Annotated in this window: 24 protein-coding genes; 12 read left to right on the top strand and 12 right to left on the bottom strand. The window is 56.2% G+C overall.

Annotated features, from left to right (window positions below; genetic code table 11):
* Position 1 precedes the first annotated feature (1 nt).
* Together eda and hpaR are read left to right on the top strand one after the other, a co-directional pair.
* Entirely contained in the window at positions 2 to 637 is a 636-nt protein-coding gene (gene eda, locus K3757_RS14480) for a bifunctional 4-hydroxy-2-oxoglutarate aldolase/2-dehydro-3-deoxy-phosphogluconate aldolase (protein ID WP_259996524.1), read from the top strand.
* Between the two features lie 143 nt (positions 638 to 780).
* Positions 781 to 1,209 carry a homoprotocatechuate degradation operon regulator HpaR gene (hpaR, locus tag K3757_RS14475; RefSeq protein ID WP_311201737.1) on the top strand — a complete coding sequence of 143 codons (429 nt, stop codon included), beginning with the start codon at positions 781 to 783 and terminating at the stop codon, positions 1,207 to 1,209.
* Here hpaR and K3757_RS14470 read toward each other — a convergent pair.
* A complete protein-coding gene (locus K3757_RS14470; RefSeq protein ID WP_259996522.1) occupies positions 1,206 to 2,855 on the bottom strand; it encodes a sulfatase-like hydrolase/transferase in 1,650 nt (549 codons plus the stop codon). The genes hpaR and K3757_RS14470 overlap by 4 nt on opposite strands.
* Positions 2,856 to 3,036: 181 nt before the next feature.
* Between K3757_RS14470 and K3757_RS14465 the strand changes: the two genes are divergently transcribed.
* Positions 3,037 to 3,966 carry a lipid A deacylase LpxR family protein gene (locus K3757_RS14465; protein WP_259996512.1) on the top strand — a complete coding sequence of 310 codons (930 nt, stop codon included), beginning with the start codon at positions 3,037 to 3,039 and terminating at the stop codon, positions 3,964 to 3,966.
* A 111-nt stretch (positions 3,967 to 4,077) separates the two neighbouring features.
* Complete coding sequence (locus K3757_RS14460) at positions 4,078 to 5,148, top strand: Hint domain-containing protein (RefSeq protein ID WP_259996510.1); 1,071 nt, start codon at positions 4,078 to 4,080, stop codon at positions 5,146 to 5,148.
* 70 nt (positions 5,149 to 5,218) lie between these two features.
* Here K3757_RS14460 and K3757_RS14455 read toward each other — a convergent pair whose 3' ends face one another.
* The gene (locus K3757_RS14455; protein WP_259996508.1) at positions 5,219 to 5,791 is read right to left on the bottom strand and encodes a TlpA disulfide reductase family protein; all 573 of its coding nucleotides are present in this window, start codon (positions 5,789 to 5,791) and stop codon (positions 5,219 to 5,221) included.
* A 23-nt stretch (positions 5,792 to 5,814) separates the two neighbouring features.
* Here K3757_RS14455 and argH point away from each other — a divergent pair, with 23 nt between their 5' ends.
* From argH to K3757_RS14430, 5 genes are all read left to right on the top strand, one after another.
* Positions 5,815 to 7,206, top strand: a complete 1,392-nt coding sequence (argH, locus tag K3757_RS14450; RefSeq protein WP_259996506.1) for an argininosuccinate lyase — start codon at positions 5,815 to 5,817, stop codon at positions 7,204 to 7,206.
* Positions 7,203 to 7,373: a hypothetical protein gene (locus K3757_RS14445; RefSeq protein ID WP_259996505.1), complete on the top strand. Its 171-nt coding sequence runs from the start codon at positions 7,203 to 7,205 to the stop codon at positions 7,371 to 7,373. Before argH ends, K3757_RS14445 begins: the two co-directional genes overlap by 4 nt.
* A gap of 157 nt (positions 7,374 to 7,530) precedes the next feature.
* Complete coding sequence (locus tag K3757_RS14440) at positions 7,531 to 7,848, top strand: DUF2834 domain-containing protein (protein ID WP_259996503.1); 318 nt, start codon at positions 7,531 to 7,533, stop codon at positions 7,846 to 7,848.
* A gap of 32 nt (positions 7,849 to 7,880) precedes the next feature.
* Positions 7,881 to 9,164 carry a diaminopimelate decarboxylase gene (gene lysA / locus K3757_RS14435; RefSeq protein WP_259996501.1) on the top strand — a complete coding sequence of 428 codons (1,284 nt, stop codon included), beginning with the start codon at positions 7,881 to 7,883 and terminating at the stop codon, positions 9,162 to 9,164.
* Positions 9,165 to 9,185: 21 nt separating this feature from the next.
* Positions 9,186 to 11,816, top strand: a complete 2,631-nt coding sequence (locus K3757_RS14430; protein WP_259996500.1) for a TIGR02302 family protein — start codon at positions 9,186 to 9,188, stop codon at positions 11,814 to 11,816.
* A gap of 16 nt (positions 11,817 to 11,832) precedes the next feature.
* Here K3757_RS14430 and K3757_RS14425 read toward each other — a convergent pair whose 3' ends face one another.
* Positions 11,833 to 12,663, bottom strand: coding sequence for a zinc-ribbon domain-containing protein (locus tag K3757_RS14425; protein ID WP_259996499.1), 831 nt, complete (start codon positions 12,661 to 12,663; stop codon positions 11,833 to 11,835).
* A 164-nt stretch (positions 12,664 to 12,827) separates the two neighbouring features.
* Here K3757_RS14425 and K3757_RS14420 point away from each other — a divergent pair, with 164 nt between their 5' ends.
* From K3757_RS14420 to K3757_RS14410, 3 genes are read left to right on the top strand one after another with little or no spacing between them, the layout of a single operon-like run.
* The gene (locus tag K3757_RS14420; RefSeq protein WP_259996498.1) at positions 12,828 to 13,505 is read left to right on the top strand and encodes a cell division ATP-binding protein FtsE; all 678 of its coding nucleotides are present in this window, start codon (positions 12,828 to 12,830) and stop codon (positions 13,503 to 13,505) included.
* Positions 13,506 to 13,510: 5 nt separating this feature from the next.
* Positions 13,511 to 14,410: an ABC transporter permease gene (locus tag K3757_RS14415; RefSeq protein WP_260001284.1), complete on the top strand. Its 900-nt coding sequence runs from the start codon at positions 13,511 to 13,513 to the stop codon at positions 14,408 to 14,410.
* Positions 14,407 to 15,147 carry a 1-acyl-sn-glycerol-3-phosphate acyltransferase gene (locus K3757_RS14410; RefSeq protein ID WP_259996497.1) on the top strand — a complete coding sequence of 247 codons (741 nt, stop codon included), beginning with the start codon at positions 14,407 to 14,409 and terminating at the stop codon, positions 15,145 to 15,147. Before K3757_RS14415 ends, K3757_RS14410 begins: the two co-directional genes overlap by 4 nt.
* 119 nt (positions 15,148 to 15,266) lie before the next feature.
* Here K3757_RS14410 and lpdA read toward each other — a convergent pair whose 3' ends face one another.
* From lpdA to sucC, 9 genes are all read right to left on the bottom strand, one after another.
* On the bottom strand, positions 15,267 to 16,655 hold the full coding sequence (lpdA, locus tag K3757_RS14405; protein ID WP_259996496.1) for a dihydrolipoyl dehydrogenase: 1,389 nt from the start codon (positions 16,653 to 16,655) through the stop codon (positions 15,267 to 15,269).
* 75 nt (positions 16,656 to 16,730) lie between these two features.
* Positions 16,731 to 17,126, bottom strand: coding sequence for an MAPEG family protein (locus K3757_RS14400; RefSeq protein WP_259996495.1), 396 nt, complete (start codon positions 17,124 to 17,126; stop codon positions 16,731 to 16,733).
* The gene (locus tag K3757_RS14395; protein WP_259996487.1) at positions 17,126 to 17,395 is read right to left on the bottom strand and encodes a hypothetical protein; all 270 of its coding nucleotides are present in this window, start codon (positions 17,393 to 17,395) and stop codon (positions 17,126 to 17,128) included. Before K3757_RS14395 ends, K3757_RS14400 begins: the two co-directional genes overlap by 1 nt.
* 414 nt (positions 17,396 to 17,809) lie before the next feature.
* Positions 17,810 to 19,342, bottom strand: coding sequence for a 2-oxoglutarate dehydrogenase complex dihydrolipoyllysine-residue succinyltransferase (gene odhB / locus K3757_RS14390; RefSeq protein ID WP_259996485.1), 1,533 nt, complete (start codon positions 19,340 to 19,342; stop codon positions 17,810 to 17,812).
* Between the two features lie 3 nt (positions 19,343 to 19,345).
* Positions 19,346 to 22,303: a 2-oxoglutarate dehydrogenase E1 component gene (locus tag K3757_RS14385; protein WP_259996483.1), complete on the bottom strand. Its 2,958-nt coding sequence runs from the start codon at positions 22,301 to 22,303 to the stop codon at positions 19,346 to 19,348.
* Between the two features lie 10 nt (positions 22,304 to 22,313).
* Complete coding sequence (locus K3757_RS19135; RefSeq protein WP_409202546.1) at positions 22,314 to 22,826, bottom strand: DUF805 domain-containing protein; 513 nt, start codon at positions 22,824 to 22,826, stop codon at positions 22,314 to 22,316.
* 4 nt (positions 22,827 to 22,830) lie between these two features.
* Entirely contained in the window at positions 22,831 to 23,718 is an 888-nt protein-coding gene (sucD, locus tag K3757_RS14380) for a succinate--CoA ligase subunit alpha (RefSeq protein WP_259996481.1), read from the bottom strand.
* A gap of 79 nt (positions 23,719 to 23,797) precedes the next feature.
* On the bottom strand, positions 23,798 to 24,457 hold the full coding sequence (locus K3757_RS14375) for a hypothetical protein (RefSeq protein ID WP_259996479.1): 660 nt from the start codon (positions 24,455 to 24,457) through the stop codon (positions 23,798 to 23,800).
* A gap of 91 nt (positions 24,458 to 24,548) precedes the next feature.
* The gene (gene sucC / locus K3757_RS14370; RefSeq protein ID WP_259996477.1) at positions 24,549 to 25,742 is read right to left on the bottom strand and encodes an ADP-forming succinate--CoA ligase subunit beta; all 1,194 of its coding nucleotides are present in this window, start codon (positions 25,740 to 25,742) and stop codon (positions 24,549 to 24,551) included.
* Positions 25,743 to 26,018 lie beyond the last annotated feature (276 nt).

Genomic DNA, 26,018 nt, shown 5'->3' with positions numbered 1-26,018 from the left:
TATGAAGAATGACACTGCTTATATTCGTGAACTTGCCGGTTTGGCGCCGATCATACCGGTACTGGTAGTTGAGGATGTTGCGCATGCTATCCCACTTGCCGAAGCACTGGTGCGGGGCGGTTTGCCCGTGCTCGAAGTCACTCTTCGAACAGATGCCGCCTTGGACGTGATGACCGCAATGGCCAGCGTAAAAGGCGCGCGTGTGGGTGCTGGCACCCTTGTTACTGCCGAAGACGTGGCCGCAGCGAAAGCCGCAGGCGCCACATTCGGGGTAAGCCCGGGGGCTCCGGCCGCATTGATTGACGCCTGCCTTGAGGCTGGGCTGCCGTTGCTGCCCGGTGCCGCCACAGCAACCGAAGCCATGACGTTACAGGCGCGTGGATTTGAGGTGTTGAAGTTCTTCCCGGCCGAGGGGGCTGGGGGCGTTAAAGCGCTCAAAGGTCTGGGCGGACCTTTGCCAGGTATTTCGTTCTGCCCGACAGGTGGTGTCACGCTACAGAACGCGCCTGAATATCTTGCGCTGCCCAACGTGGTCTGTGCCGGGGGTAGCTGGATTGCGCCTTCTGATCTGGTCAACGCAGGCAAATGGGATGAGATCGAAGAACGCGCGCGTCAGGCTGCTGCCTTGCCACGATAGGTACCGTTAATACTGCCCTCGTGTGCATGGAAACTACCGTTCTTTCGCTTGGAATCCGGCGATGCGTCCAATTTAACTGTTGTGCCGGAAGCGGCATGATGGCTCATAGTTAGATTATGACGCCAGACAAAAGATCCAGCCCTTTGCGCCGCACGAACCGGTCCCTTCCGATCGCTCTTTTACGTGCGCGCGAGGCTGTTATGGGGCCTCTGCGCGAAATGTTGGCCGACAGCCCCGTGAATGAACAGAAGTGGCGGGTGCTACGTGTTCTTGATGACGGCGGACCAGCGGATCAAAACACCATCGCCCAGCAGGCATGCCTGCTGTTGCCTAGCCTCACGCGCATCTTGCAGGTGATGGAAGAAGACGGGTTGATCTCACGGCGCGCTGACCAGAGTGACCGTCGCCGCAGCATTGTCACGATCGAGGCCGCGGGGCGCAAGGTGCTGGAGTGTCACGGAGAAAGAGCGGCCCTGCTGGTTGAGCAACTGCGCGCGCAGTACGGTGAGGACAAATTCGAGAAGCTTCTTGATCTGCTTGAAGATTTGCAAGCGTTGAACGCAAAGAGCTAGCTATCTGTGTCCGGACTATGGTTCTGGCGGGCAGGGCCGACATACTTGATCGTCAGTTCTTCGGGCACTTCGCTGCCGTCATAGAGAAAGGGCAGAATGCCTTTCCGCCCAGATGCGCCGCGCATCGCCTTGATGTCATCTTCGGATCTGGTCACCCGCTGTGACAATCGTCGGCCCCACTGCGCAAGCAACGCGTACAGGCGATCAATTTCCGCCTTGTGGCTGTCGCCTTTGGCAAGGTCAAAAAATTCATCAGGGTCTTCTGTCAGGTCAAACAGCATCGGGCGGAAGCCACCCTCGGCGTGCATCAGTTTGTAGCGACCGTCAAACACCATGAATAATCGCGCCTCGCGCGGTTCTAGCCCCAGTTTCACGCATTGCGGCGTGGCTGAATAATCATATTCGGAGATCACAAACGCGCGCCACTCAGGCTGTTCTCCGCGCAGCCATGGCAGCAATGAACGCCCTTCGATGATGTGATCTGGCACTTTCCCGCCCGCCGCATCGACAAACGTCGCCGCCAGATCAAGGCTTTCTACCAGCGCGTCGCAGGTGGTGCCGCGTGTCGCATTGGCAGGGGTACGCGGGTCATAAATAATCATCGGCACTTTGACTGACTGCTCGTGAAACAGGTCTTTTTCACCCAGCCAGTGATCGCCCAGATAATCGCCGTGATCAGAGGTCAGCACAATCATCGTATCTTTGAGAGTGTCTGTCGTCTCCAGATGGTCCAGCAGGCGCCCCAATTGGTCATCGCACTGCTTTATCAGCCCCATATAGGCCGGGATGACCTTTTCGCGCACTTCATCGCGCTGGAAAGCTTGCGCGATTTTATTCTCCATATATGCGCCAAAGACCGGATGGGGGTCTTCCTGCTCTGCCGGATGGCGACAGGCCTGCGGGATTTGATCAGGGCCGTACATTGCGTGGTATGGGGCAGGCACAATGTAGGGCCAGTGGGGTTTGATAAAGCTAACGTGAGCGCACCATGGCTCTTTGGCTTGCGCCATAAACTCAAGGGTCTGGCTGGTCAGCCAAGGTGTTTCGCTGTCTTCCTCACGAATGTTCGCCGGCCTGTCTGCATTGCGGAACATCCAGCCCGAGGCGATCTGCGCATCCGAGACACCGGCATTGGCATAATCAGCCCAAGGATTCTCACCATCATAGCCTTTGGATTTCAGGTACTCGTTATAGGGAGAACGTTTCTCATCGTAATAGCCATCCGGCCCCTGACCCCAAAGCCCGTCATCACGCACCCATGCATCAAAGCCACATTCAGCTTGCCGTGCCCCGATAGTGCTGTCGGGTGAGAGCCCCAGGCGTTCCATGCCTTCGACATCTGCTTTCATGTGGGTTTTACCCAACAGCCAGCAATCCATACCCGCCTTCCGCAAGTGATCGCCCAATGTCTGTTCCCCGACGCGCAGGGGAAAGCCGTTCCATTGCGCTCCATGGCTTGAGGCATAGCGCCCCGTGTAAAAACACATGCGACTGGCACCACAGATCGGTGATTGCACATACGCGTTGGTAAACCTGACGCCCATAGCCGCGACGCGATCAAAGTTCGGCGTGTGCAGGTGGGGATGGCCAGCACAACTTAGGTAATCGAACCGCAATTGGTCGTACATGATGAACAGAATATTCATGGCAGTGGCTCCCTCGTCGCCAGTAAGCATGACTGTTGTTCGGGTTTCCAGAGGCAAAGCGTTGTAACAATGCCGCAATCAGCTTTAGATGGAATAGGCGGACAAGTCGGCCCTTGGCTCGAACCGTTCAACAAGTCTATCAAGAGGGCCGCTGTGGGGGCGGTTTTGACAGGATTGTCCAATGGTTAGACACGTGGCCGGCGCAGCGATTGCGTTCGCAGTATCACTTTTGATGAGTGCCCCTGTGGCAGATGCTGCTGAGCGCCAAAGCCTTGGCTTCGGACGTCTGCTGAGCAATGATTACTTTGGCGATGGAAAAGACCGCTGGCGCACTGGTTCGTGGACGCTGTCCAAGGTTTGGGGAACTGGCTGGGACGGTCAGGCACCGAGCACATTTGGCGATTTGATCGAACTGCGTTTGTCGTCCGAAATAATCGCGCCTGACAACCTCGCTAAACCCTCCGCAGGTGACCGGCCTTATGCAGGCGCATTGTCAATTGGCGCGCACACGCATTTTCAGTGGCAGGGTCTTGAGACAGCTTTGGGTGCCGATCTGGTGATGACGGGATCTGGCACAGGCCTTGGTAGCTTTCAGCGTGCGGTTCACAAGATTCTAGGCGTGCGGAAACCATCCAGTGATACATTGGACCAGCAAATCCAAGGCGGTGTGCATCCGACATTGGTCGGGGAGTTGGGCCGCACCTTGTCGCTTGCGCCCGGCGTCCAAATGCGCCCGTTTCTTGAGGGGCGCGCGGGTGCCGAAACACTGGTGCGCGCTGGCGTCGACTTTACCTTCGGGACCGTGGGGACAGGAGAGCTGCTCGTGCGTGAAAGCGTGACAGGACATCGCTACCGCGTAATTACAGATGATGCAGTGACTGGCTTTACGTTTCTTTTGGGGGCAGACATCGCGCAAGTCAGCGATAGCATCTATTTGCCTGAAGATCGCGGGTATGAATTGACCGACAGCCGTGACAGGTTACGCGCTGGCCTGCATTGGCAAGGTTACAGGGCTGCGGCATTTTACGGTGTGACCTATTTGGGCGAAGAATTCGAATCACAAAAAGAAGGTCAGCTTATTGGCTCGATCCGAATCGACCTGAGCTTCTGAGCGGGTCAATACGCAACACTCATATTGAAACCATGATTCTCTCTTTCCAGAACGCCTGTGTTTTGTTAACGCTTGTTTAATAAAAAAATAATGAGGCAGGCGAAGCAGTAAATGGGAACGGGCTTTAAAGGCACGTTCGTCATCTCCTGGTCGCAAACGGAAATTGATGGTCTTGATGCTGCACCCGTGCAGTCATTGAGCGTAGGTGCCGCTTGGGCATGGCGTGGGGACGCTGTGCGTGTTGACGGGCCATCGGATGTTTTGCGGCTTGACGAGGCGGACGGGGCAGAGAACTTACGTAAACGCGCGGCACGTATGGTGCACCGTCTTGTCGGTGCAGCGCTTGAACGCGATACCAGCGGCCATTCGTCGGCGAAGTGGGATGAAAACTCTCCTCTTATGGACAACAGTTTTGTCGTTACCGACGGCGGCAAAAGCTATAGCGTGACGCTGATTGAGGTCGGCGGTGGCAGTCAGCCGCTGCTGATGTTCCTCAATGAAATGCCGCCGCGCAACTGTGATCTGTGGATTGTTCATCATACGTTGGGCACAACGCGGGCGACAGATGTTGGCCCGCAGCAAAGCGGCGTAATTTGTTTCACCCCGGGCACACGCATCCAGACCGGTGACGGCGCACGGCTGATCGAAGACCTGCGTGAGGGTGATCTGGTTCAAACGAAAGACAATGGTTTGCAGCCGTTGCGGTGGATCGGTAAGCGCCGCATGACGGGTGCACGTCTGTTTGCGATGCCCAAACTGCGGCCGATCAGGATTGCGGGTGGGGCGCTTGGGTTGGATCAACCTGATGCCGATTTGCTTGTCTCGCCTGAGCATAGAATGCTGATAAAAGGGGCGGCTGCGCTGAACCTTTTCAACACGTCCGAAGTTTTGGTGACAGCAAAAGACCTGATCAATGGAAAGACAATTACGGTTGATACGCAGGTGCGCGAGATCACGTATATTCACGTTCTTCTGGATCAGCATCAAATTGTCTGGGCCAACGGTCTGGAAACAGAGAGCTTTCATCCGGCCTCGGCGGCACTCGCCGCCCTTGCGGAAAATGACAGGACGCGTTTGCTGTCATCCTATCCAGAGCTGGAATTTGATCCTCACACCTATGGCAGCTTTGCGCGCCGCACGCTGTCAGCTTCGGAAGCGGCAATTCTCAACCACGCAGCCTAGGCTTTCGGCTGCGTGGTCAAAAATCTTTCGCATAAAAATGAGGCTGGAATTCGTTGGGAAATTCCTGCGGTTAGCTTTTTGTATGCGCTGCAATCAATGTCTTGATGACATTTTTCGCGCTGTCGCTGGCCCAGTCGGCGTCGCCGCGCAGACGGGCGATCTCTTTGCCCGCGGGATCAATCAGGACCGTAATTGGTAGGCCGAAAATACCCATTTGGCTTGCCAGCGCTTGCTTTGGATCCTGATGGCGGGGCAGATTGCTAATCCCGACCTCCTTGAAGAACTTTATGATACCTTGCGGAGAATTGCGCCCCGTTGCGATGGTCAGCACCTCAAAGTGTTCACCGCCAAATTCACTTTGTAACTCTGAGAGATGTGGCATTTCTTTGCGGCAGGGTGCGCACCATGTCGCCCAGAAGTTTACTAGTACATATTTTCCACGGTAGTCCTCCAAGGACGCACGCCCTCTCTCATCAGCCAGCTCAAAGGGGGCAGAGGACGTAGCCTTGGGTGCTTCATGAACCACCAGCTTTTTCAGGTCGCCTTCGAGCAGCGGCAAGATGATATCGGCATCGGCAGCCAGCGCAGGGTTTGCACCTGTTGTCAGGGCCGTATAGACGAGGGCAAGCAACAGTTTCTTCATGGGTCCCTCCGGGGAATAGGCAAATGACTGACAAGACTTCGAACAAAATGTGGGGCGGCCGTTTTGCTGCTGGTCCGGACGCGATCATGGAGGCAATTAATGCCTCTATCAGCTTTGACAAGCGTATGGCTGCCCAGGATATTGCCGGGTCTCGTGCCCACGCAGCCATGTTGGCTGCCCAAGGCATCATTAAGGATAGCGATGCGGACGCGATACGGGAAGGCCTGCTCACGGTCTTGTCAGAAATCGAGGGCGGAAGTTTCGAGTATTCTACCGCACTGGAAGACATTCACATGAATGTAGAAGCACGCCTGAAGGAAGTAATCGGAGAGCCTGCGGGACGATTGCACACCGGACGGTCGCGCAATGATCAGGTGGCAACCGATTTTAAACTTTGGGTGCGCGACCAGTTCGATGCGGCCGAGGCCTCATTGCTCGCGCTTATTCGCGCTTTGCTTGTGCAGGCAGAGGCTGGTGCGGATTGGGTGATGCCGGGCTTTACGCATTTGCAGACCGCGCAGCCGGTGACATGGGGCCATCATATGATGGCCTACGTCGAGATGTTTGGCCGTGACCTGAGCCGTATGCGGGATGCGCGGGCGCGGATGAATGAAAGCCCGCTTGGTGCGGCCGCACTTGCAGGCACGTCCTTTCCGATTGACCGCGAGATGACGGCACAAGCTTTGGGCTTTGACCGGCCTTCAGCCAACAGTCTTGATGCAGTGAGTGATCGTGATTTCGCGCTGGAATTCCTTGGTGCGGCGAGCATTTGCGCCATGCACCTAAGCCGGTTCGCCGAAGAGCTGGTCATCTGGTCCTCCGCGCAGTTCCGCTTTGTGACCCTGTCTGACCGTTTCTCTACCGGTTCCAGCATCATGCCACAGAAGAAGAACCCTGATGCGGCAGAGCTGATCCGCGCCAAGATCGGGCGGATTTTCGGGGCGAATGTGGCGCTGATGATGGTGATGAAGGGCTTGCCGCTGGCATATTCCAAAGACATGCAAGAAGACAAAGAGCAGGTCTTTGATGCGGCCGACAACCTCATGCTTGCGCTTGCTGCGATGGAGGGGATGGTGCGTGATATGACCGGAAACCGTGACAATCTGGCCGCCGCAGCGGGCAGCGGTTTTTCAACAGCGACCGATCTTGCCGATTGGCTGGTCCGAGTGCTGGGCCTGCCATTCCGCGATGCGCACCATATCACCGGATCGCTGGTAGCTATGGCCGAGGCACAGGGCTGCGATCTGCCCGATTTGACACTGGAGCAGATGAAATCCGCCTATGACGGGATCACGCAAGACGTATTCTCCGTGCTTGGTGTGGAAAATTCGGTAAACTCACGCATGTCTTATGGTGGAACCGCGCCTGCGCAGGTGCGCGCGCAGATCGCACGCTGGAAGGAAGTGCTGGGATGAGAAAACTGATGGCTCTGGCGACGTTGCTGGTTGCTGCCTGTGGTGTAGATGGAGAACCGGTCCAACCGTCCGGCGGTGTGGATGTGTCGCTGTCTTCCTCAGGCGTGGGGCTGGGGGCCAATGTCGGGCTGACCAAGGGCCCACTGCGGGTTGGATTGGGACTTTGAAGGTCGCGGCTGCATTTGTCTTGCTGGTGTTGACGGCTTGCGGTCCAACGCTGAAAAATGTGCCGCGTGAAGTTTCGCCACATCAGCAGCCAACGGTTACAACGCCGGGCGTACACGTGTCGGGCTATGCCAATGTCGGCGCAAGGCGGAGGTTCTGATGTCCTTCTCCAGAATGATATATCTGGCGCTGGCCATTTGGGGTGCAATCCACCCGATGTATTATTTCGTCCAATGGTTCCAGAAAAACGGCTGGGACATCATGGCGATGGTCGACGCATGGCACGCCAACGCCGCCTCAAGCGGCTTGGTCTGGGACCTGACAATCGCTGCCGTGGCACTGACATTCTGGATCATTGTCGAAGTCGCAACACGCCGCAACTGGGGCGCTTTGATTGCAATTCCCGCAACTTTTTGTATCGGGGTAAGCTGCGGTTTGCCACTGTATCTGTTTCTGCGTTCTGCGCCTGTCCGTTAGGGCAGACACCACGTCTATAAGGCAAAATAACTATGGATCACTTCCTCTATCGCGACGGCGCACTTTTTGCCGAAGATGTCCCTGTCGCCGAGATCGCGGCAGCCGTCGGGACGCCGTTCTACGTCTACTCCACCGCGACATTGCTACGCCATTACCGTGCTTTTGACGAAGCATTGTCAGGCATGGATCATCTTGTGTGCTACGCAATGAAAGCGAACTCCAATCAGGCGGTATTGCGTACGCTGGCGCAGGCCGGTGCCGGTATGGATGTCGTCAGCCAGGGTGAATATCTGCGCGCGAAAGCGGCTGGCGTGCCGGGCGACCGTATCGTCTTTTCGGGCGTGGGCAAAACCGCAGAAGAAATCCGCGTGGCGTTGGAGGGTGGCATCCGACAGTTCAATGTCGAGAGCGAGCCCGAGATGGAAGTTTTGAATGCTGTAGCGCTTGAACTGGGTAAAGTTGCGCCGATTACGGTGCGCGTAAACCCTGACGTAGACGCCAAAACCCATGCGAAAATCGCAACGGGTAAGTCCGAGAACAAATTCGGCATCCCGATCGCGCGCGCGCGCGAGGTTTATACCATGGCGGCATCGATGCCGGGCTTGCAGGTCATTGGCATCGACGTGCACATCGGCTCACAGCTTACTGATCTGGCCCCGTTCGAGCTGGCCTATCAAAAAGTTGCGGAATTGACCAAACAGCTGCGCAGTGACGGTCATACGATCATGCGGTTGGACCTTGGAGGCGGTTTGGGCATTCCCTACTACGCCAGCAACGAAGCGCCGCCACTGCCGAGCGACTATGGCGCAATGGTTGAGCGGACGCTGGGCCACCTTGACTGCGAGATCGAGATTGAGCCAGGGCGCCTAATTGCCGGCAACGCTGGTCTGATGGTCAGTAAGGTCATTTATGTGAAGTCAGGCGAAGGGCGCGACTTTCTGATCCTTGACGGTGCGATGAACGATCTGATCCGCCCAGCAATGTATGATGCGCATCATGACATCGTACCAGTGGTCGAACCTGCAGCCGGTATCGTAAAACAGCCCTATGACATCGTCGGTCCTGTTTGCGAATCCGGTGACACATTTGCCAAACAGCGCGACATGGCGCCCTTGGCAGCAGGTGACCTTGTGGCTTTCCGAAGTGCTGGTGCTTACGGCGCTGTTATGGCGTCAGAGTATAATTCGCGGGCACTTATCCCCGAAGTTCTGGTCCATGGGGATCAATTTGCAGTTATCCGCCCACGCCCTACCTTTGACGAAATGATAAATCGGGATACCATCCCTGAATGGCTTGAGGCGCATCCCGCGACCTGACAGCCTACCCGAGAGGTTTATATGGTCCAGTTCACTCCAGAAGATCTGAAGCAAACTGTTGATGGATTGCGCCGCCCGCTTTGGTTGACGCGTCTCGGGATGCGGGCGGAAGTTGTCGTTCGCAGTCTGTGGCCATTGATGACGGTGATTTTGCTTGCACTCGCTGCCGCGATGCTGGGCCTGCACGAAATAGTCCTGCTTGAGGGAGTATGGATTGCGCTGGGTCTCACGGTAGCTGCGGCTATTTGGGCACTTGTTTATGCGCTGCGTCGCTGGTCTTGGCCCTCTGATGCTGATGCGATGGTTCGCCTTGATCGCAGTATGAAGGGGCGTCCGCTAACGGCACTTCTGGACGATCAGGCGATTGGTGGCGGTGATGACGCGTCTGCTGCTGTCTGGCGCGCGCACAAACGCAGAATGGCTGAGCGTGCGGCAGCTGCTAAAGCGGTACCCGGTGATTTGCGCGTATCGTCCAGTGACCCCTATGCATTGCGCTATGTTGCGGTGCTTGCTTTTGGTATGGCTCTATTGTTCGGATCGGTGTGGCGTGTCGGGACAGTGTCGCAAATGGCAATCGGCGGCAGCACGGCGTTGGCGTCCGGCCCCGTCTGGGAAGGCTGGGCAGAGCCACCGCGCTACACCGGCAAACCAACGCTGTATTTGAATGATCTTGCTGAGGGAGCGTTGGAGCTTCCCGTCGGAACGCTGATTTCTATGCGCCTTTACGGCGAAGTCGGCGCGCTGACAGTAACAGAAGGCGTTTCTGGCGTACCATCGGGTGTTGATCCCGAAGCGCCACCGCAAATGGCATTCGATTTCAAAGTGAACCGGAGCGGTAGCATCGCGATTGACGGACCGGGCGCGCGCAGCTGGGATGTCACGGTCCGCGCTGACCAAGCACCGGAAATTGTGATCCTTGGCGCACCGGAGGTTGCCGCACTTGGTGAGATGCGTCTGCCCTTTGCCGCAAAAGATGATTACGGCGTAGAGGCAGGAGAAGCGCGGATCATGCTGGAGCTTGCTGCGGTGGATCGCCGCTATGGTCTGGTGGTTGAACCGGACGCGCGACCGGAAATCACCATTCCGCTGCCTATGCCTATCGCAGGCGATCGGGTGGCCTTTGAGGAAAATCTGATTGATGATTTCTCTGAGCACCCTTGGGCTAATTTGCCGGTTACAGTGGTGATGACAGCCTTGGATGCAGCAGAACAGCAAGCGCAAACAGCACCTATGCAGATGATCCTGCCAGGGCGGCGGTTCTTCGATCCAACCGCTGCGGCTGTCATCGAGATGCGTCGTGACATACTATGGAGCCGCCGCAATGCGTTGCGCACTGCGCAAGTCTTGCGTGCTGTAAGCTACCTCCCGAAAGACGCTTTTCGCTCGGAGACAACTGCACTTCGCCTGCGAAAGCTGATTGGACGCATTGAGACCTTTGCACGTTTTGGCCTTGAAGAGGAAAACCGCAACAAGCTGGCGCAAGACATGTGGGATTTGGCGCTGGAGCTGGAAGAGGGCGATCTGGAAGATGCCCGTGAGCGGATGCGCCGCGCACAAGAGCGCCTGAACGAAGCAATGAAAAACGGCGCCTCTGAAGAGGAAATTGCCGAGCTGATGCAAGAGCTGCGTCGTGCTACTGAAGATTTCATGCAGCAGTTGCAGCGCGAGCAGGCCGAGCGTCAGGATGGTGAGCAACAGCAAGGCCAACAGCAGCAGGGCGAGTCTATGCAGATGACGCAGGATGACCTGCAACGCATGATGGACCGCATCCAAGAGCTGATGGAACAAGGCCGCATGGCCGAAGCGGAGCAAGCCCTGCGCGAGCTGCAGGAAATGATGGAAAACATGCAGGTCACGCAAGGCCAGCAAGGCGAAGGTGGTCAATCACCGGGCGAACAAGCCATGGAAGGCCTTGCCGAAACGCTACGTGAACAGCAGGGTCTGAGCGATCAGGCGTTCCGCGATCTGCAAGAACAGTTCAACCCGAATGCCCAAACGGGTGAAAATCAGGGTAACGAAGGCCGCAATGGTGGCCAAGGGCGCGGTGAAAGTCATGAGGGCCAAGAGGGCCAAGGCGACAGCCAGCAAGATCAGCAAAGCGGTGAACAGGGCGGCGGCGGTGAACAGCGTCCGGGTGAGGGGCAGGCCCAAGGGCAGGAACAAACCCTTGCCGAACGTCAGCAGCAATTGCGTGATGAGTTGAGCCGTCAGGAAGGCCGCATGCCCGGTCAGGGTACACCCGAAGGAGATGCCGCTCGGGATGCGCTGGACCGTGCAGGACGCGCTATGGATGACGCCGAGCAAAGTCTGCGGGATGGAGACCTTGCCGAGGCGATCGACAATCAGTCTCAAGCGATGGAAGCGTTGCGCGATAGCATGCGGTCGCTTGGTGAAGCATTGGCAGAAGAACAGCGCAGCCAGCAGCCGGGACAGGGCACTCAGGAAGGGGACCGGCGCGCAGAAAACCGCGATCCTCTGGGGCGTAGCCAAGGCAGTAATGGCGCAACCGGCAGCGACAACGACGCGGATCTTAACGCGGATGCGCAAAGCCGCGCACGCGAACTGATTGACGAAATTCGGCGTCGCTCAGGTGAAACAGCCCGTCCCGAGGTTGAACGCGATTATCTCAACCGTTTGTTGGACCGGTTTTAAAGCGGATAGGGCGGCGTTAGTTAGCGCTGTCCTGCGCGACTGAATCAAGCGATTTAAGTGCGCTTTTAAGTCCGTTATCGAGCCATACGCGCAACTGATCCACCATGAAAACATAGCTGTTCAACAGGTCCTTCAATGCGGGTACAGATTCAGCCAAACGGGGCGCAATGACATAGAGCACCCCAAGAACAATGAAAATCGTAAGCACTGTCAGGAACCCGACCCGAAAGCCGCGGCGCGCACGCTGGTGCGTCGGAGCTTCGATTTCAGGGCCTACATCGGCTGCGCCGACGCCTGTACGGGCACTGGTCGACCGTAGCGTAGAATTGATTTCTTCAATATCAGGAAGCAGGTCCCGCCGAGAACCCAGTGCTGCGGCTACTGGCTCCATATCTGAGCTCTGATCATCGAATTGCTCTTGCCCCCGCAAGCGCGCCATACGGTCACGCGCCTCATTTGCGCGGCGCTCGGACGCCTCTTGCGGTTCTTGATGCTCAAGGTCCATGCCCAAATCAGGCTGGCTTTCAAGGCTGGCCGTTCGGCTTGACAGGCGTGCTGCTTGTTCTGCTTCGGCCTCTTGGCGCAAAATATCAGCGACGGCAGGGTCAAGCTTCTTACGCTCGGGGGCTGATGGCGCGGGAGGAGGAGGAGGCGGTGGCGGTGGTGCGACTTCCTCATCGGGAGTAGGCAAATCTTGCGGGTCCGCATCATCGTCGGGCGTGTTGTCAGGGTGGTGCTGAAACCATGTCTGACCACAGTTCGAGCACTGCACATCGCGGCCTGCTGCGGGCAGAACCTCATCCGGCACTTCGTACTGTGCATCGCAATTTGGACAGATAAGTCTCATCTAACGCCCCGAAAATTCGGTCTTTGACCCGTTTACCACTCAATGACACTACCATAAGAGTTAAGACATGGCGCGAAAAGTGCAATCTAGCCCGTTTGGTATATCCGCATGGATTGAAACCCAAGCGATGCTCAGGCACAACAGGCCAACAAAAGGGGCGAGCCGTGATCGAGCTGGAAAATGTGGCCTACAGCTATGGTGGGGGGGAGTTGTTGTCAGACATCTCACTTAAGCTAGCGCCCGGATCTTTTCATTTTCTCACCGGGCCATCAGGTTCGGGAAAGACAACTTTGATGAAGCTGTGCTACGGTGCGCTTCTGCCGACTGCGGGCCACGTGCGGCTGTTCGAGCGGGATGTGCGAACGCTGACGCGGGATGATGTTGCATTGTTGCGGCGCCGCGTGGGCGTTGTGCATCAGGATTGCCAGTTCCTTGACCATCTTCCGGTCGCCGAGAACATCGCCCTTCCCCTTCATGTATCGGGCCGTAGCGCAGAGGCGCAGGGCGAAGATTTGAGTGATCTGATGCATTGGGTTGGTCTGACCGAACGCGCCACAGCAACCCCGCCAGAGCTGTCCGGAGGTGAACGCCAGCGCGCGGCCCTTGCGCGTGCTGTGATTATGTCGCCGGATGTTGTGCTTGCAGATGAACCAACGGGGAACGTTGATTGGGATATGTCACAGCGCCTGTTGCGTTTGTTGATCGAACTGAACCGGATGGGTAAGACAGTGCTTGTTGCTACCCATGATTTGAGCCTGATCCGTGCGACTAAATCGCATGTTCAGGCGCGTGTTTTGCGCATTGCGAACCGCCGCATTCAATTGGCGGGGGCGGATCTTTGAATAAAATGCAGTTTATCTTCAAGCGGTTGATGCATTCGGACGCACAAGCTGACCGCGTTGTGCCGCCATCGGGCTTTACCGCGCAACTGACATTGTTTGCCGCGGGCTCCATGGCGTTTCTAGCGGTCTTTGCGCTTGCCCTATCTTTGGCCGCAGGTAGGCTCGCGACCCAATGGGGCGAAGAGCTTGCACGCTCTGCCACGATCCGCATCGCGGCGCCAGACGAACAGCAGCAAGCCCAGACAAATGCCGCTTTGCGTATTCTTGAGACCACCAAAGGCGTCGCGCAGGCCCGCGCGCTGAGCGATGAAGAGCAGGCCGCGCTATTGGCTCCATGGTTTGGTTCAGAGCTGCAACTGGATGCCTTGCCTGTGCCGCGTTTGATCGAAGTGATCGAAACGTCTGACGGAATGGACGCGGCGGGTTTGCGCCTGCGGCTTGCAGCAGAGGTGCCGGGCGCAGTTCTGGATGATCACAGCCGGTGGCGTGGGCCGCTTGTCAAAGCGGCCTCGCGTCTGCGCTTGTTGGGCTGGGCCTCAATCATTCTGATTGCTGCTGTGACGGCGGCCATGGTGACGCTGGCAGCAAACGCGGCCCTTGCGGCGAACGCGCAAGTGATTGCAGTGCTTCGACTGGTTGGTGCAACGGACGATTACATCGCGCATGCTTTCATCCGCCGCTTTACCCTGCGGGCGCTGATCGGTGCGGCTGCTGGTATGGTGCTGGGAATGATTGCGGTGCTGTTTATGCCGCGCGGGGGCGATGAAACTGCAAGCTTTCTTACCGGATTAGGTTTTCAGGGCGTTCATTGGCTGGTGCCATTGCTGATACCGCCATTGGCTGCGGCCGTAGCGTTTGCCGCGACCCGGCTGGCGGCGCGACGTACTTTGGAAGGACTGTCATGAATCTTTTGCAATGGGTCCGGTCGATCCTCTTTTCGACACAGGCGACTATCATGCTACCGGTGATCGGGCTGCTTTATGCGCCTTGGGCTATGGTGTCAAAACGCGGTGCCTATGCGGGATGCCGCGCTTATGCGCGCTGGGTGATCTGGACCGCAAAGTGGATGATCAACCTGCGCTGCGAAGTGCGCGGCACTGTTCCCACGATAGAAGCGTTGGTAGCTGCAAAACACCAGTCATTCCTTGATATCCTGATGATCTACAACGCGCTGCCTGCGTCTAAGTTTATTATGAAAAGCCAACTGCGCTATGCTCCCTTTCTCGGGCAATATGTCACGAAAATGCAATTTGTCTTTGTTGATCGTGGCAAAAGAGGTGCTGCGATTACCAAGATGCTGGCAGACGTGAAAGCGGGCCTGCGTGATCCGGGGCAGCTTGTGATCTATCCGCAGGGCACGCGGTCTGCGCCGGGCACAAAGATGCCTTACAAAGTCGGCACTGCAGTTCTGTACGAACAGCTTGGACAACCTTGTTATCCGGTGGCGACGAATGCAGGCGTGTTTTGGCCACGGCGGGGACTATACCGCCGCCCCGGTGTTGCTGTCGTAGAGTTTCTCGAACCTATCGCTTCTGGTCTGGGCCGAAACGAATTTGTGGCTGAGCTGGAAAAGCGGATTGAAACAGCGTCTGATGCGCTGCTGGAAGAAACCGGCGTCGCGCATCAATACTCAAATAATTAGAATTCTGAAAATTTTGTGGTCCACTGCGCGGTTCTACGTTTTGTAGACTGATGCGGCAGGACAAAACAGAAATTAGGGCAGACCTTTGATAAAGGTCTGCCCGCTGTCGTCAGACAGTTTTACATGTGGATCGCGCCGTCACCACAGGCAAGCGCTGCTTCACGCACCGCCTCTGAATAGGTGGGGTGGGCGTGGCATGTCATCGCAAGGTCCTGCGCCGAGGCGCCGAACTCCATCGCAACGCACACTTCGTGGATCAATTCTCCGGCAGAGGGGCCAATGATATGGCAGCCTAGAATGCGGTCGGTTTCTTTGTCCGCAAGCAGCTTTACAAACCCATCACCGGAGAAGTTCGCCTTTGCACGGGCGTTGCCCATAAAGCTGAACTTGCCGACCTTATAGGCCCGACCCGCGGCTTTGAGAGTTTCTTCTGTTTCGCCAACATTTGCGACTTCTGGATGGGTATAGATCACACCCGGGATCAGAGAGTAGTTCACATGTCCGTGCTTACCGGCGATCTGCTCGGCGACTGCCATGCCTTCGTCCTCAGCCTTATGCGCAAGCATCGGACCTTCGATGACATCACCAAGGGCATAGATGCCCTTTACGGAAGTTTCCCAATGGTCATTCACAGCGATCTGGCCGCGCTTGGTCATGGTGATCCCGAGGTTATCAAGGCCAAGGCCTTCGACATAGGGGCGCCGACCTGTGGAAACCAGAACGGTATCGGCGTCCAGCACGTGTTCGGAATCGTCGCTGCGTAATTTATAAGTGACTTTGGCCTTTGATTTGGTGGCCTCTGTCTTTTGCACGGCAGCCCCCAAAACAAATGTTATGCCCTGCTTCACTAGCATCTTCTGAAACTGACGGCTTATTTCAGAGTCCATGCCGGGGGTGACGTGATCCAGATATTCGACCACGGTGACCTCTGATCCGAGGCGGGCATAAACTGACCCAAGTTCAAGCCCGATAACGCCGGCACCGATCACCACAAGCTTTTTGGGCACCTTGCCAAGCTCAAGCGCACCGGTCGATGTAACAACTACGCTTTCATCCACTTCCACACCTGGGAGCGTGGCAGGCTCTGACCCTGAAGCGATGATGATGTTCTTGGCAGTGTGGACGTCATCACCAACTTTGACTTTACCAGCTTCGGGAATGCTGGCCCATCCTTTGATCCAGTCGACCTTATTCTTCTTGAACAAGAAGGCGATGCCCTTGGTATTGGTGTCCACGGTGGATTGCTTGTACTTCTGCATCTGTGGCCAATCGACTGACGGGCTTTTGCCCTTCAGGCCCATCTCGGCAAAGTTGTGTTCCGCTTCATGCAGCATGTGGCTGGCATGTAGAAGCGCCTTGGACGGTATGCAGCCCACGTTCAGGCATGTACCCCCCAATGTGTCACGTCCTTCAACGCAAGCTGTTTTCAGGCCAAGCTGAGCGCAGCGGATGGCTGAAACATAGCCGCCGGGGCCAGATCCGATGATGATGACGTCATAGTCTGACATGAAATTCTCCTTTGGAAAGATCGTTTGTCACATAGGGTACACCACGCGAGCACCGCGCGGCCATACCGTGAAAAGTTATACGAGGGCTGCCATCAACATGGCGAGCGTCGCCAGAAAGCCAGCAGACCAGATCAGTGAGCGCCACGGCTTCCACCCCAATGCATAGGCTGGAATGTAAGCGACGCGTGCAGCCAGATAGACAACGGCACACCCGGCAGTAAAGCCGGTGTTCTGACCGGACATCTGGATTACTCCGACGGCAATTGCGAACAGGATCAACCCCTCAAAGTGGTTGTCAAAAGCGCGGCCAAGACGGGCGGTTTTCGGTGTCATTTCCCTGCTCGGTTCACGGTCACGTGCCGACATGGTGTATCCGCTGCCCAGCTCCAAGTTGGCGGGTACAGCGTACAGACCGAACTGTATGACCTGCAAAAGACCGGCAAGGGTGAGGGCGGTTAACTCTATGCTCATCACGCGGTCTCAATAAAGAAATGGCTGGCATGGGTAACGGTAGAAGCATCGTCCGAGCTGAGCGCGTTCGACCGGGTGATCCATTGTTCGGCACGGGGGCGGTCGTTGACGGACAGCAGGACGAAAGCATGTGTTGTGCTGTCGGCATCGCGCCAGATTTGCAGAACGCCAAGACCCGCATCGCGGCGTGCTTCGTCATCGGCGCTAAAGGCAGTTTGCCATGTGGCAAAATCGGTGACTTCGTAGTGGCATATCATCTGCATGGTCATCGTCTCTCCTTATGGCTCGTGCCATTCACCTTTTCGCCAGAATTGAAAAAGGCGTACTGCGGTAAGCAGGAAGCCCAGTAAGCTTAAAAGTATCATTGCCCCATGACCTCTTGTTTGCCAGTCATAAATGTAGGCGAGACTTGCAAACATAAGCAGGAAAAAAGAACTCAGTAACTCGCTCCAAAAATCTCTTTTCGTCGGGTTGTTCAACCAATCCGAAAAGCCGCGTTTCTCTCTCCTGTCGAGTTCTCTATGTTTCCGCAATGATCGCCGGATATTTTTTTCTGCTTCTACGATAGTTTTACTGAGGTTCTTACGCTTCGTTGGGCGTGTCAAAGTCGTGAGTTCCAGAAGCTTGTGACAGCCCCTCAACCTTCGCCAAGTTAAGGGGCTGGCTCATTTCAGGAGTTTCGATCAAAGATCCATCAACAGGCGGCGTGGATCTTCCAGCGCTTCTTTTACGCGAACAAGGAACGTAACGGCGCCTTTGCCGTCCACGATGCGGTGATCGTAGCTGAGTGCAAGGTACATCATCGGACGGATAACAACCTCACCGTTGATCGCCATCGGGCGGTCCTGAATTTTGTGCATGCCCAGAATACCGGACTGCGGTGGGTTCAGGATGGGCGAGGACATCAGCGAGCCGTAGACACCACCGTTGGAGATGGTGAAAGTGCCGCCTTGCATTTCGGCCATGCTCAGCTTGCCATCACGGGCGCGCGCGCCTTTTTCAGCAATCGCTTTTTCAATGCCCGCGAAGGACATGGAATCCGCGTCACGGATGACAGGCACCACAAGGCCCGTGGGCGTGCCAGCGGCGATGCCCATGTGCACAAAGTTTTTGTAGACCACGTCCGTTCCGTCGATCTCGGCGTTGACCTCTGGCACTTCGTTCAGGGCGTGCACGCAGGCCTTGGTGAAGAAGGACATAAAGCCCAGTTTCACGCCGTGCTTTTTGAGGAAGAGGTCTTTGTACTCGTTGCGCAGGGCCATCACCTCGGTCATGTCGACCTCGTTGTAGGTGGTAAGCATGGCGGCAGTATTCTGGCTCTCCTTGAGGCGGCGCGCGATGGTCTGGCGCAGGCGCGTCATCTTCACGCGCTCTTCACGGCTCGCATCATCGGCGCTGACAGGCGCGCGCGGCGCACTTGGTGCTGCGGCGGGTGCCGCTGATGTTCCAGCAGCAAGTGCCTTTGCCACATCGTCTTTCATCACACGGCCATCACGGCCTGTTCCAGTGACCTGATCACGGTTCAGCCCCGCTTCGGCCATCGCCTTTTTGGCGGATGGAGCGTCTTCAACATCCTTACCGGTAGACGTTGCCTTTTGCGCTGCCGGCGCTGGTGCTTCTTCGGAGGCTGGTGCGGCGGCTGCAGCACCTGCACCCGAAGCGATAACTGCCAGCTTTGCCTTGGCGTCAACAGTTGTGCCTTCGGCAGCAATAATTTCTGTCAGAACGCCTGCTGCCGGGCTTGGAACTTCGACAGAGACTTTGTCAGTCTCAAGCTCGCAAAGCATTTCATCCTGTGCGACCGTATCGCCGACCTGTTTGAACCACGTACTTACGGTGGCTTCGGTCACAGATTCACCCAAAGTTGGTACCATGACATCAACTGGTGCACCGCCTTCGGAGGCTGCCGGTGCTTTTTCTTCATTGGTATCCTGCTTGGACGCCTCTTTGGCTTTCGGCGCATCGGCCGTGCCTGCATCACCTTCGGAAACCATCGCCAGCAATGCATCGACACCAACGGTCTCGCCTTCGGCGGCGACGATTTCGCTGAGTGTGCCTGCCACCGGGCTGGGAACCTCGACGGTGACCTTGTCGGTCTCCAGCTCGCAGAGCATTTCGTCAACGGCGACGGTATCACCGGCCTTTTTGAACCATGTAGCCACGGTTGCTTCAGTAACGGATTCGCCCAGTGTGGGCACGCGGACTTCGCTTGACATGGTTTACGATCCTTTGACTGTCAGCGCATCGTTCACGAGCGCTGTTTGTTGTGCTTTGTGTTGTGAGGCAAGGCCTGTGGCAGGCGATGCCGCCGTGGCGCGGCCGGCATAATCGGGGCGCTTGTGTTTGGCCTTGATACGACCCAGAACCCATTCGAGGTTCGGCTCGATAAATGTCCAAGCGCCTTGGTTCTTTGGTTCTTCCTGACACCAGACCATTTCAGCATTCTTGAAGCGCTCCAGCTCCTTGACCGCGGATTGTGCGGGGAAGGGGTAGAACTGTTCAAAACGCAGGATGTAAACATCCTTGATGCCACGCGCGTCACGCTCTTCAAGCAGGTCATAATAGACTTTACCCGAGCACATCACGACGCGCTTGATCTTTTCGTCCGCCACCAGTTCTGTGTCTGAATTGCCTTGCTGTGCATCATCCCACAGTACGCGGTGAAAGCTGCTGCCTGTGGTGAATTCTTCTGCTTTGCTGACGGCCAGCTTGTGGCGCAGCAGCGACTTTGGCGTCATCAGCATCAACGGCTTGCGATAGCTGCGGTGCAACTGGCGGCGCAGGATATGGAAGTAGTTGGCCGGTGTCGTACAGTTCGCCACGATCCAGTTGTCGCCGCCACACATTGTCAGGAAGCGTTCCAGACGCGCGGAGGAGTGTTCGGGGCCTTGGCCCTCGTATCCGTGTGGCATCAGGCAAACCAGACCGGACATGCGCAGCCATTTGCTTTCACCAGAACTGATGAACTGGTCAAACATGATCTGCGCGCCGTTGGCGAAATCACCAAATTGCGCTTCCCACAGCGTCAGTGCGTTCGGTTCGGCCAGCGAATAGCCATATTCAAAACCCAGCACTGCATATTCTGACAGCATAGAGTCGATGACTTCGTAGTCGGCCTGACCTTTGCGGATATTGTTAAGCGGATAGTAGCGTTCTTCCGTCTCCTGATTGATCAGCGCGGAGTGACGTTGCGAGAATGTCCCGCGCGCACTGTCCTGTCCCGCAAGACGTACCTTGTACCCTTCGGTGAGCAGGGAACCAAAGGCGAGCGCCTCTGCAGTGGCCCAGTCAAAACCTTCGCCGGTATCAAGCATCTTAGCCTTGGCTTCCATCAGGCGATCGATGGTTTTGTGTACCGGATAGTCCTCCGGCACGGTGCTGATCGCCTTGCCCACTTCTGCCAGGGTCTTGGCTTCAATCGCGGTTTTGCCGCGCTGGTATTTCTTTTCCTTGGCTTTTTCCAGGTTGGACCATTTGCCATCCAGCCAGTCAGCCTTGTTGGGGCGATATTCTTTGCCAGCCTCGAACTCTTCGTTCAACTTTGCTTGGAATTGCGCCTTCATATCCTCGATCTCGCCCTCGGGGATGAGGCCATCTTTTACCAGACGCTCTGTATAGAGGGTGAGAGTGGTTTTCTGTTTTTTGATTTTTTTGTACATAACGGGGTTGGTGAACATCGGTTCATCCCCCTCGTTATGGCCAAAGCGACGGTAGCAGATCATGTCGATCACCACGTCTTTGTGGAACTTCTGACGGAACTCTGTCGCCACGCGGGCAGCGTGCACAACCGCCTCTGGATCGTCACCATTGACGTGAAAAATAGGTGCTTCAACCACCAGAGCGTTGTCGGTGGGATAGGGCGAAGAACGCGAGAAATGCGGCGCAGTGGTAAAGCCGATCTGGTTGTTCACCACGATGTGCATGGTTCCGCCGGTACGGTGGCCGCGCAGGCCGGACAGCGCAAAACACTCGGCCACAACGCCCTGACCCGCAAATGCGGCATCGCCGTGCAGCAGAATAGGCATGACGGCAGTGCGGTCCTTATCGCCCAATTGGTCCTGTTTCGCGCGGACCTTGCCGATCACAACAGGGTTCACCGCCTCAAGGTGGGAGGGGTTGGCCGTTAGGGACAGGTGTACTGTGTTGCCGTCAAACTCACGGTCAGAGGAAGCGCCAAGGTGGTACTTCACATCGCCGGAGCCATCCACGTCTTCGGGTTTGAAGCTGCCGCCCTGAAATTCGTTGAAAATGGCGCGGTAAGGTTTCTGCATGACGTTGGCCAGCACGGACAGACGTCCGCGGTGCGGCATCCCGATCACGATATCGCGGACACCCAGATTGCCGCCTCGCTTGATGATCTGTTCCATCGCTGGGATCAAGCTTTCGCCCCCATCAAGGCCGAACCGCTTGGTGCCCATGTACTTAACGTGCAGGAATTTTTCGAAACCTTCGGCTTCGACCAGCTTGTTCAGGATCGCCTTGCGGCCCTGTTTGGTGAAAGCAATTTCCTTGCCGTAACCTTCGATACGCTCCTTGAGCCATGCCGCTTCTTCCGGGTTGGAGATGTGCATGTATTGCAGCGCAAAGGTGCCGCAATAAGTGGCTTTCAGGATGTCCGTGATCTGGCGCATGGTCGCAATCTGCAAACCCAGCACGTTGTCGATAAAGATCGGGCGATCCATGTCGGCTTCGGAAAAACCGTATGATTTCGGTTCCAGCTCAGGATGCGGAGTTTGATCACGCATGCCCAGCGGATCAAGATCGGCAACAAGGTGACCACGGATGCGGAAAGCGCGGATGATCATCAACGCACGGATGGAATCCAGCACAGCGCGCTGGATCTGATCATCTGTGATTTCAACGCCTTTGGCGGCAGCCTTTTCGGCAATCTTGCCACCGGCTGCCTTTGCCTCAACGGGCCATTCGCCGGTCAGCGCTGCGGTCAGGTCATCGCCGGGCATTGGTGGCCAGTCGCTGCGCGCCCAAGAGGGGCCTGACGCCTCAGCCTTCACATCCTGTTCAGCATCACCAAGCGCTTCGAAGAACGCTTGCCAGCTTTCATCAACTGCCGAAGGGTCGTTGGCATAGCGGGCGTACATCTGCTCCAGATACTCGGCGTTGTGGCCTTGCATGAAAGAGGAGGCATGGAATTGGTCGTTGGCAGGGTGGTCAGTCATTTGGAAGACCTCATCGGTTCGGTGATTGCTGCTGGGCAGAAGGCACAGCCATTTGTGAGAAGAGGGCGGAGCCTGTCATTAGGCCCAGAACGAGATTGCGAAGGCTGAAAAGCAATAGGGGTATTGCGCCAAGCCAAAAAAGGATCATGACGGTGAAACCGGCAGGACCATCTGCACCCTGTGACCATTGGTTGTTTGCCCAACTGTTTAGAGATGTCAGCAGATACAAAGACACGCACAAACCAATTAAAGAAGTAACTGGAACCGTAAGGCCTGATACCTTTGCGCCGCTGTCTCGTAGTCTGCGTGTTGAAACCGCAACCAGCGGGCTGAGAAATGCGACAAACCCCACCAAGCGCAGCAGCAGTGATGTATTCAAGACAGATGGTGATGAAAGCCACAGCCAACTGAGGGGGACGGCGAGGCCGACAGGCAGGAACCACCAGTATTCAGGCCGTTTTGCGCGACCTGAATACTGAACGGATTTCCTGAACCCTGTCTTTATGGCCTCTGTAGGTCCCAATCATTTAGCCTTTATTGGTCGCTTCTTGGACGGCTTCGCCCAAAGTTGCAGGGCTATCGGCCACGACGATACCCGCTTCGCGCATGGCGTTGATCTTGGACTCTGCGTCGCCTTTGCCGCCTGCAACAATCGCGCCTGCGTGGCCCATGCGGCGGCCGGGAGGGGCTGTGCGGCCTGCGATGAAACCGGCTGTTGGCTTCCAACGGCCTGCGCGGCGCTCATCGGCGAGGAACTGTGCGGCTTCTTCTTCGGCTGTACCACCGATTTCACCGATCATGATGATCGATGTTGTTTCCGGATCTGCAAGGAACATTTCGAGGATGTCGATATGCTCGGACCCTTTGATCGGGTCTCCACCGATACCAACAGCAGAGGACTGGCCCAGACCCAGATCAGTGGTCTGCTTGACCGCCTCATAGGTCAGTGTGCCGGAGCGGGAAACAACACCGCACGAGCCGCGCATGTGGATGTGGCCGGGCATAATGCCGATTTTGCAGGCATCAGGTGTGATAACGCCCGGGCAGTTGGGGCCGATCAGACGGGATTTGGAGCCGTCCAACGCGCGCTGGACGCGCATCATGTCCAGAACAGGAATACCTTCGGTGATGCAGACAATCAGTTCCATTTCGGCGTCGATGGCTTCCAGAATGGAATCCGCTGCGAAGGGCGGTGGCACGTAGATCACTGTCGCGTTGGCTTCGGTCACGTGGCGTGCTTCGTGGACCGAGTTGAACACGGGCAGGTCCAGATGCGTCTGGCCGCCTTTGCCGGGTGTTACGCCGCCAACCATTTTGGTACCGTAAGCAATCGCCTGTTCGGTGTGGAATGTACCCTGCGAACCTGTAAGGCCTTGGCAGATGACTTTGGTGTTTTCGTCGACAAGTACGGCCATTATATTTGCTTTCTTTCGTTATTCGTATGTGTGTGCGCCGGTTGCGGCGCGGTGAGGAGGCGAGGGACGAAGGTGAGATTCATGCTCTGCGCCCCGCTGAACTGCTTAGATAAATCGCGATGCCAAACATCAGGGGGATACCCATTTCACCGACTTCCTCGAGAACAGAGAAGGTCTGGTTCGTCGCACTGGAAAAGGAGACGCCAAATGGCTCAAGTTTGCGGTCAAGCCCGTCGATCGTCTTGCTTAGAACGGCAAAAACCAAACCCGCAAGAACTGCAATGCTTGCTGAACGACGCGCCGCTATTCCACGTATAAACGCTGCGGTTTCAAATCTGATTAGAGCCAGGCAGGTGGTTACGATTGCAATTAGCAAGGCCAATGAGATCATGAATTCAGGCGTTGAAACCGTGTCGCCGGTGTATTGGCGTGCTTTTAACAAACCCTCGGTAAACGGCTTCTTGTCCAAGTCGAGCTCACGGGCAGCGCAGAGCGCCATGACAACGTAGAAGTACCAATGAGAGCGCAACGACATTGGGCCCCAAAAGACGAGCATTGCGGCCATGCACAAACCATACCCGACAACAGCAAGGACTTCGAAGAAATCGCCTTCCTTGATGAGGTTGTTCTGAAGCTCGACCGCCATCAGCAATACCGCCAATGCCATCACAATGATAGAAATGACACCGCCAGCAACGAGCCAACTGCCAGACTTGCTATGATCTGCCGCAACATTCATTTCAGAATGCCTTTCAAAAAAGGCGCACTGGCCATCCCCGAAGGGATGTCCAGCTTTGCCGCGTCAGATATGCGAGCCGACAACATGACAATCAGCCTTTGACCGCTTTCACGATCTTCTGTGCGCCGTCTTTCAGGTTATCCGCTGCGATCACATCAAGGCCGGAATTGTTGATGATGGCTTTACCTTCTTCAACATTGGTACCTTCAAGGCGCACAACCAGTGGAACTTTCAGGCCGACCTCTTTAACCGCAGCCACAACACCTTCTGCGATGACGTCACAGCGCATGATGCCACCGAAGATGTTCACGAGGATACCTTTAACCTGTGGGTCCGAAGTGATGATCTTGAACGCTTCGGTCACTTTCTCTTTTGTTGCGCCGCCACCCACATCAAGGAAGTTGGCTGGCTCGGCACCGTAAAGCTTGATGATGTCCATCGTCGCCATGGCAAGGCCCGCACCGTTCACCATGCAGCCAATTTCGCCATCCAGCGCGATGTAGTTGAGGTCATATTTTGAGGCCTCAAGCTCTTTTGGGTCTTCTTCGGTGGTGTCGCGCAGTTCTGCAATGTCGGGCTGGCGATACATCGCATTGCCGTCAAATGATACCTTTGCGTCAAGCACCTTCAGATCGCCGCTGTCGGTGACGATCAGCGGGTTGATCTCAAGCATTTCCATGTCTTTTTCAACGAATGCTTTATAGAGCAGGCCCATCAGTCCAACGCATTGTTTGACTGCCTTGCCTTCCAGACCCAACGCGAATGCAACGCGGCGACCGTGGAACGCTTGGAAGCCTGTCGCAGGATCAACCGAAAAGTTGATGATCTTTTCAGGTGTGTTTTCGGCAACCTCTTCGATGTCCATGCCGCCCTCAGTGGAGCAGACAAAGCCAACGCGCGATGTTTCGCGGTCAACCAGCAGCGCGAGGTAAAGCTCGGTCTCGATGCCGGAGCCGTCTTCGATGTAGATACGATTGACTTGTTTGCCGGCAGGGCCAGTCTGATGCGTGACCAATGTGCGGCCCAGCATCTTCTTCGCTTCCTCGGCAGCTTCGGCCACGGATTTTGTCAGGCGCACACCGCCGGCTTCGCCTGCGTCTGCTTCCTTGAATTTACCTTTGCCGCGTCCGCCAGCGTGGATCTGTGCCTTGACTACCCACAGCGGGCCATCAAGTTCGCCAGCGGCGTTTTTTGCATCTTCAGCTTTAAGGACAACGCGCCCGTCGGAGACTGGTGCCCCGTAGCTGCGCAGGAGGGCTTTGGCCTGGTATTCATGGATGTTCATAAGAGACGGTCCCGTCTTTGGTTCTGATTAAGCGATGTATACGCGATATACGTAACTTTTCCTGAACAGCATTTCGCAGGTGGAATGTTAAATCTACCAAAAAGCGACATTTGTGATCACACGTCAAAAACCTGTGATCACAAATTTGGTCGTGAGATGGAGAATCAGTCTGGTATAGAAAGAAAACGCGTTGGCGGAGGGTATAGATTTTGCGAATATGTCTCAAATTCACCGGAAAAGTAAATTTGACCGCTCTTCGCGCCAGATGTTCGCTGG

The sequence above is a fragment of the Sulfitobacter sp. S223 genome (assembly GCF_025143825.1).
Taxonomy (GTDB): domain Bacteria; phylum Pseudomonadota; class Alphaproteobacteria; order Rhodobacterales; family Rhodobacteraceae; genus Sulfitobacter.
Note: the sequence above shows the minus strand (reverse complement) of the source record. Positions and strands in the feature narration are given on the sequence as shown.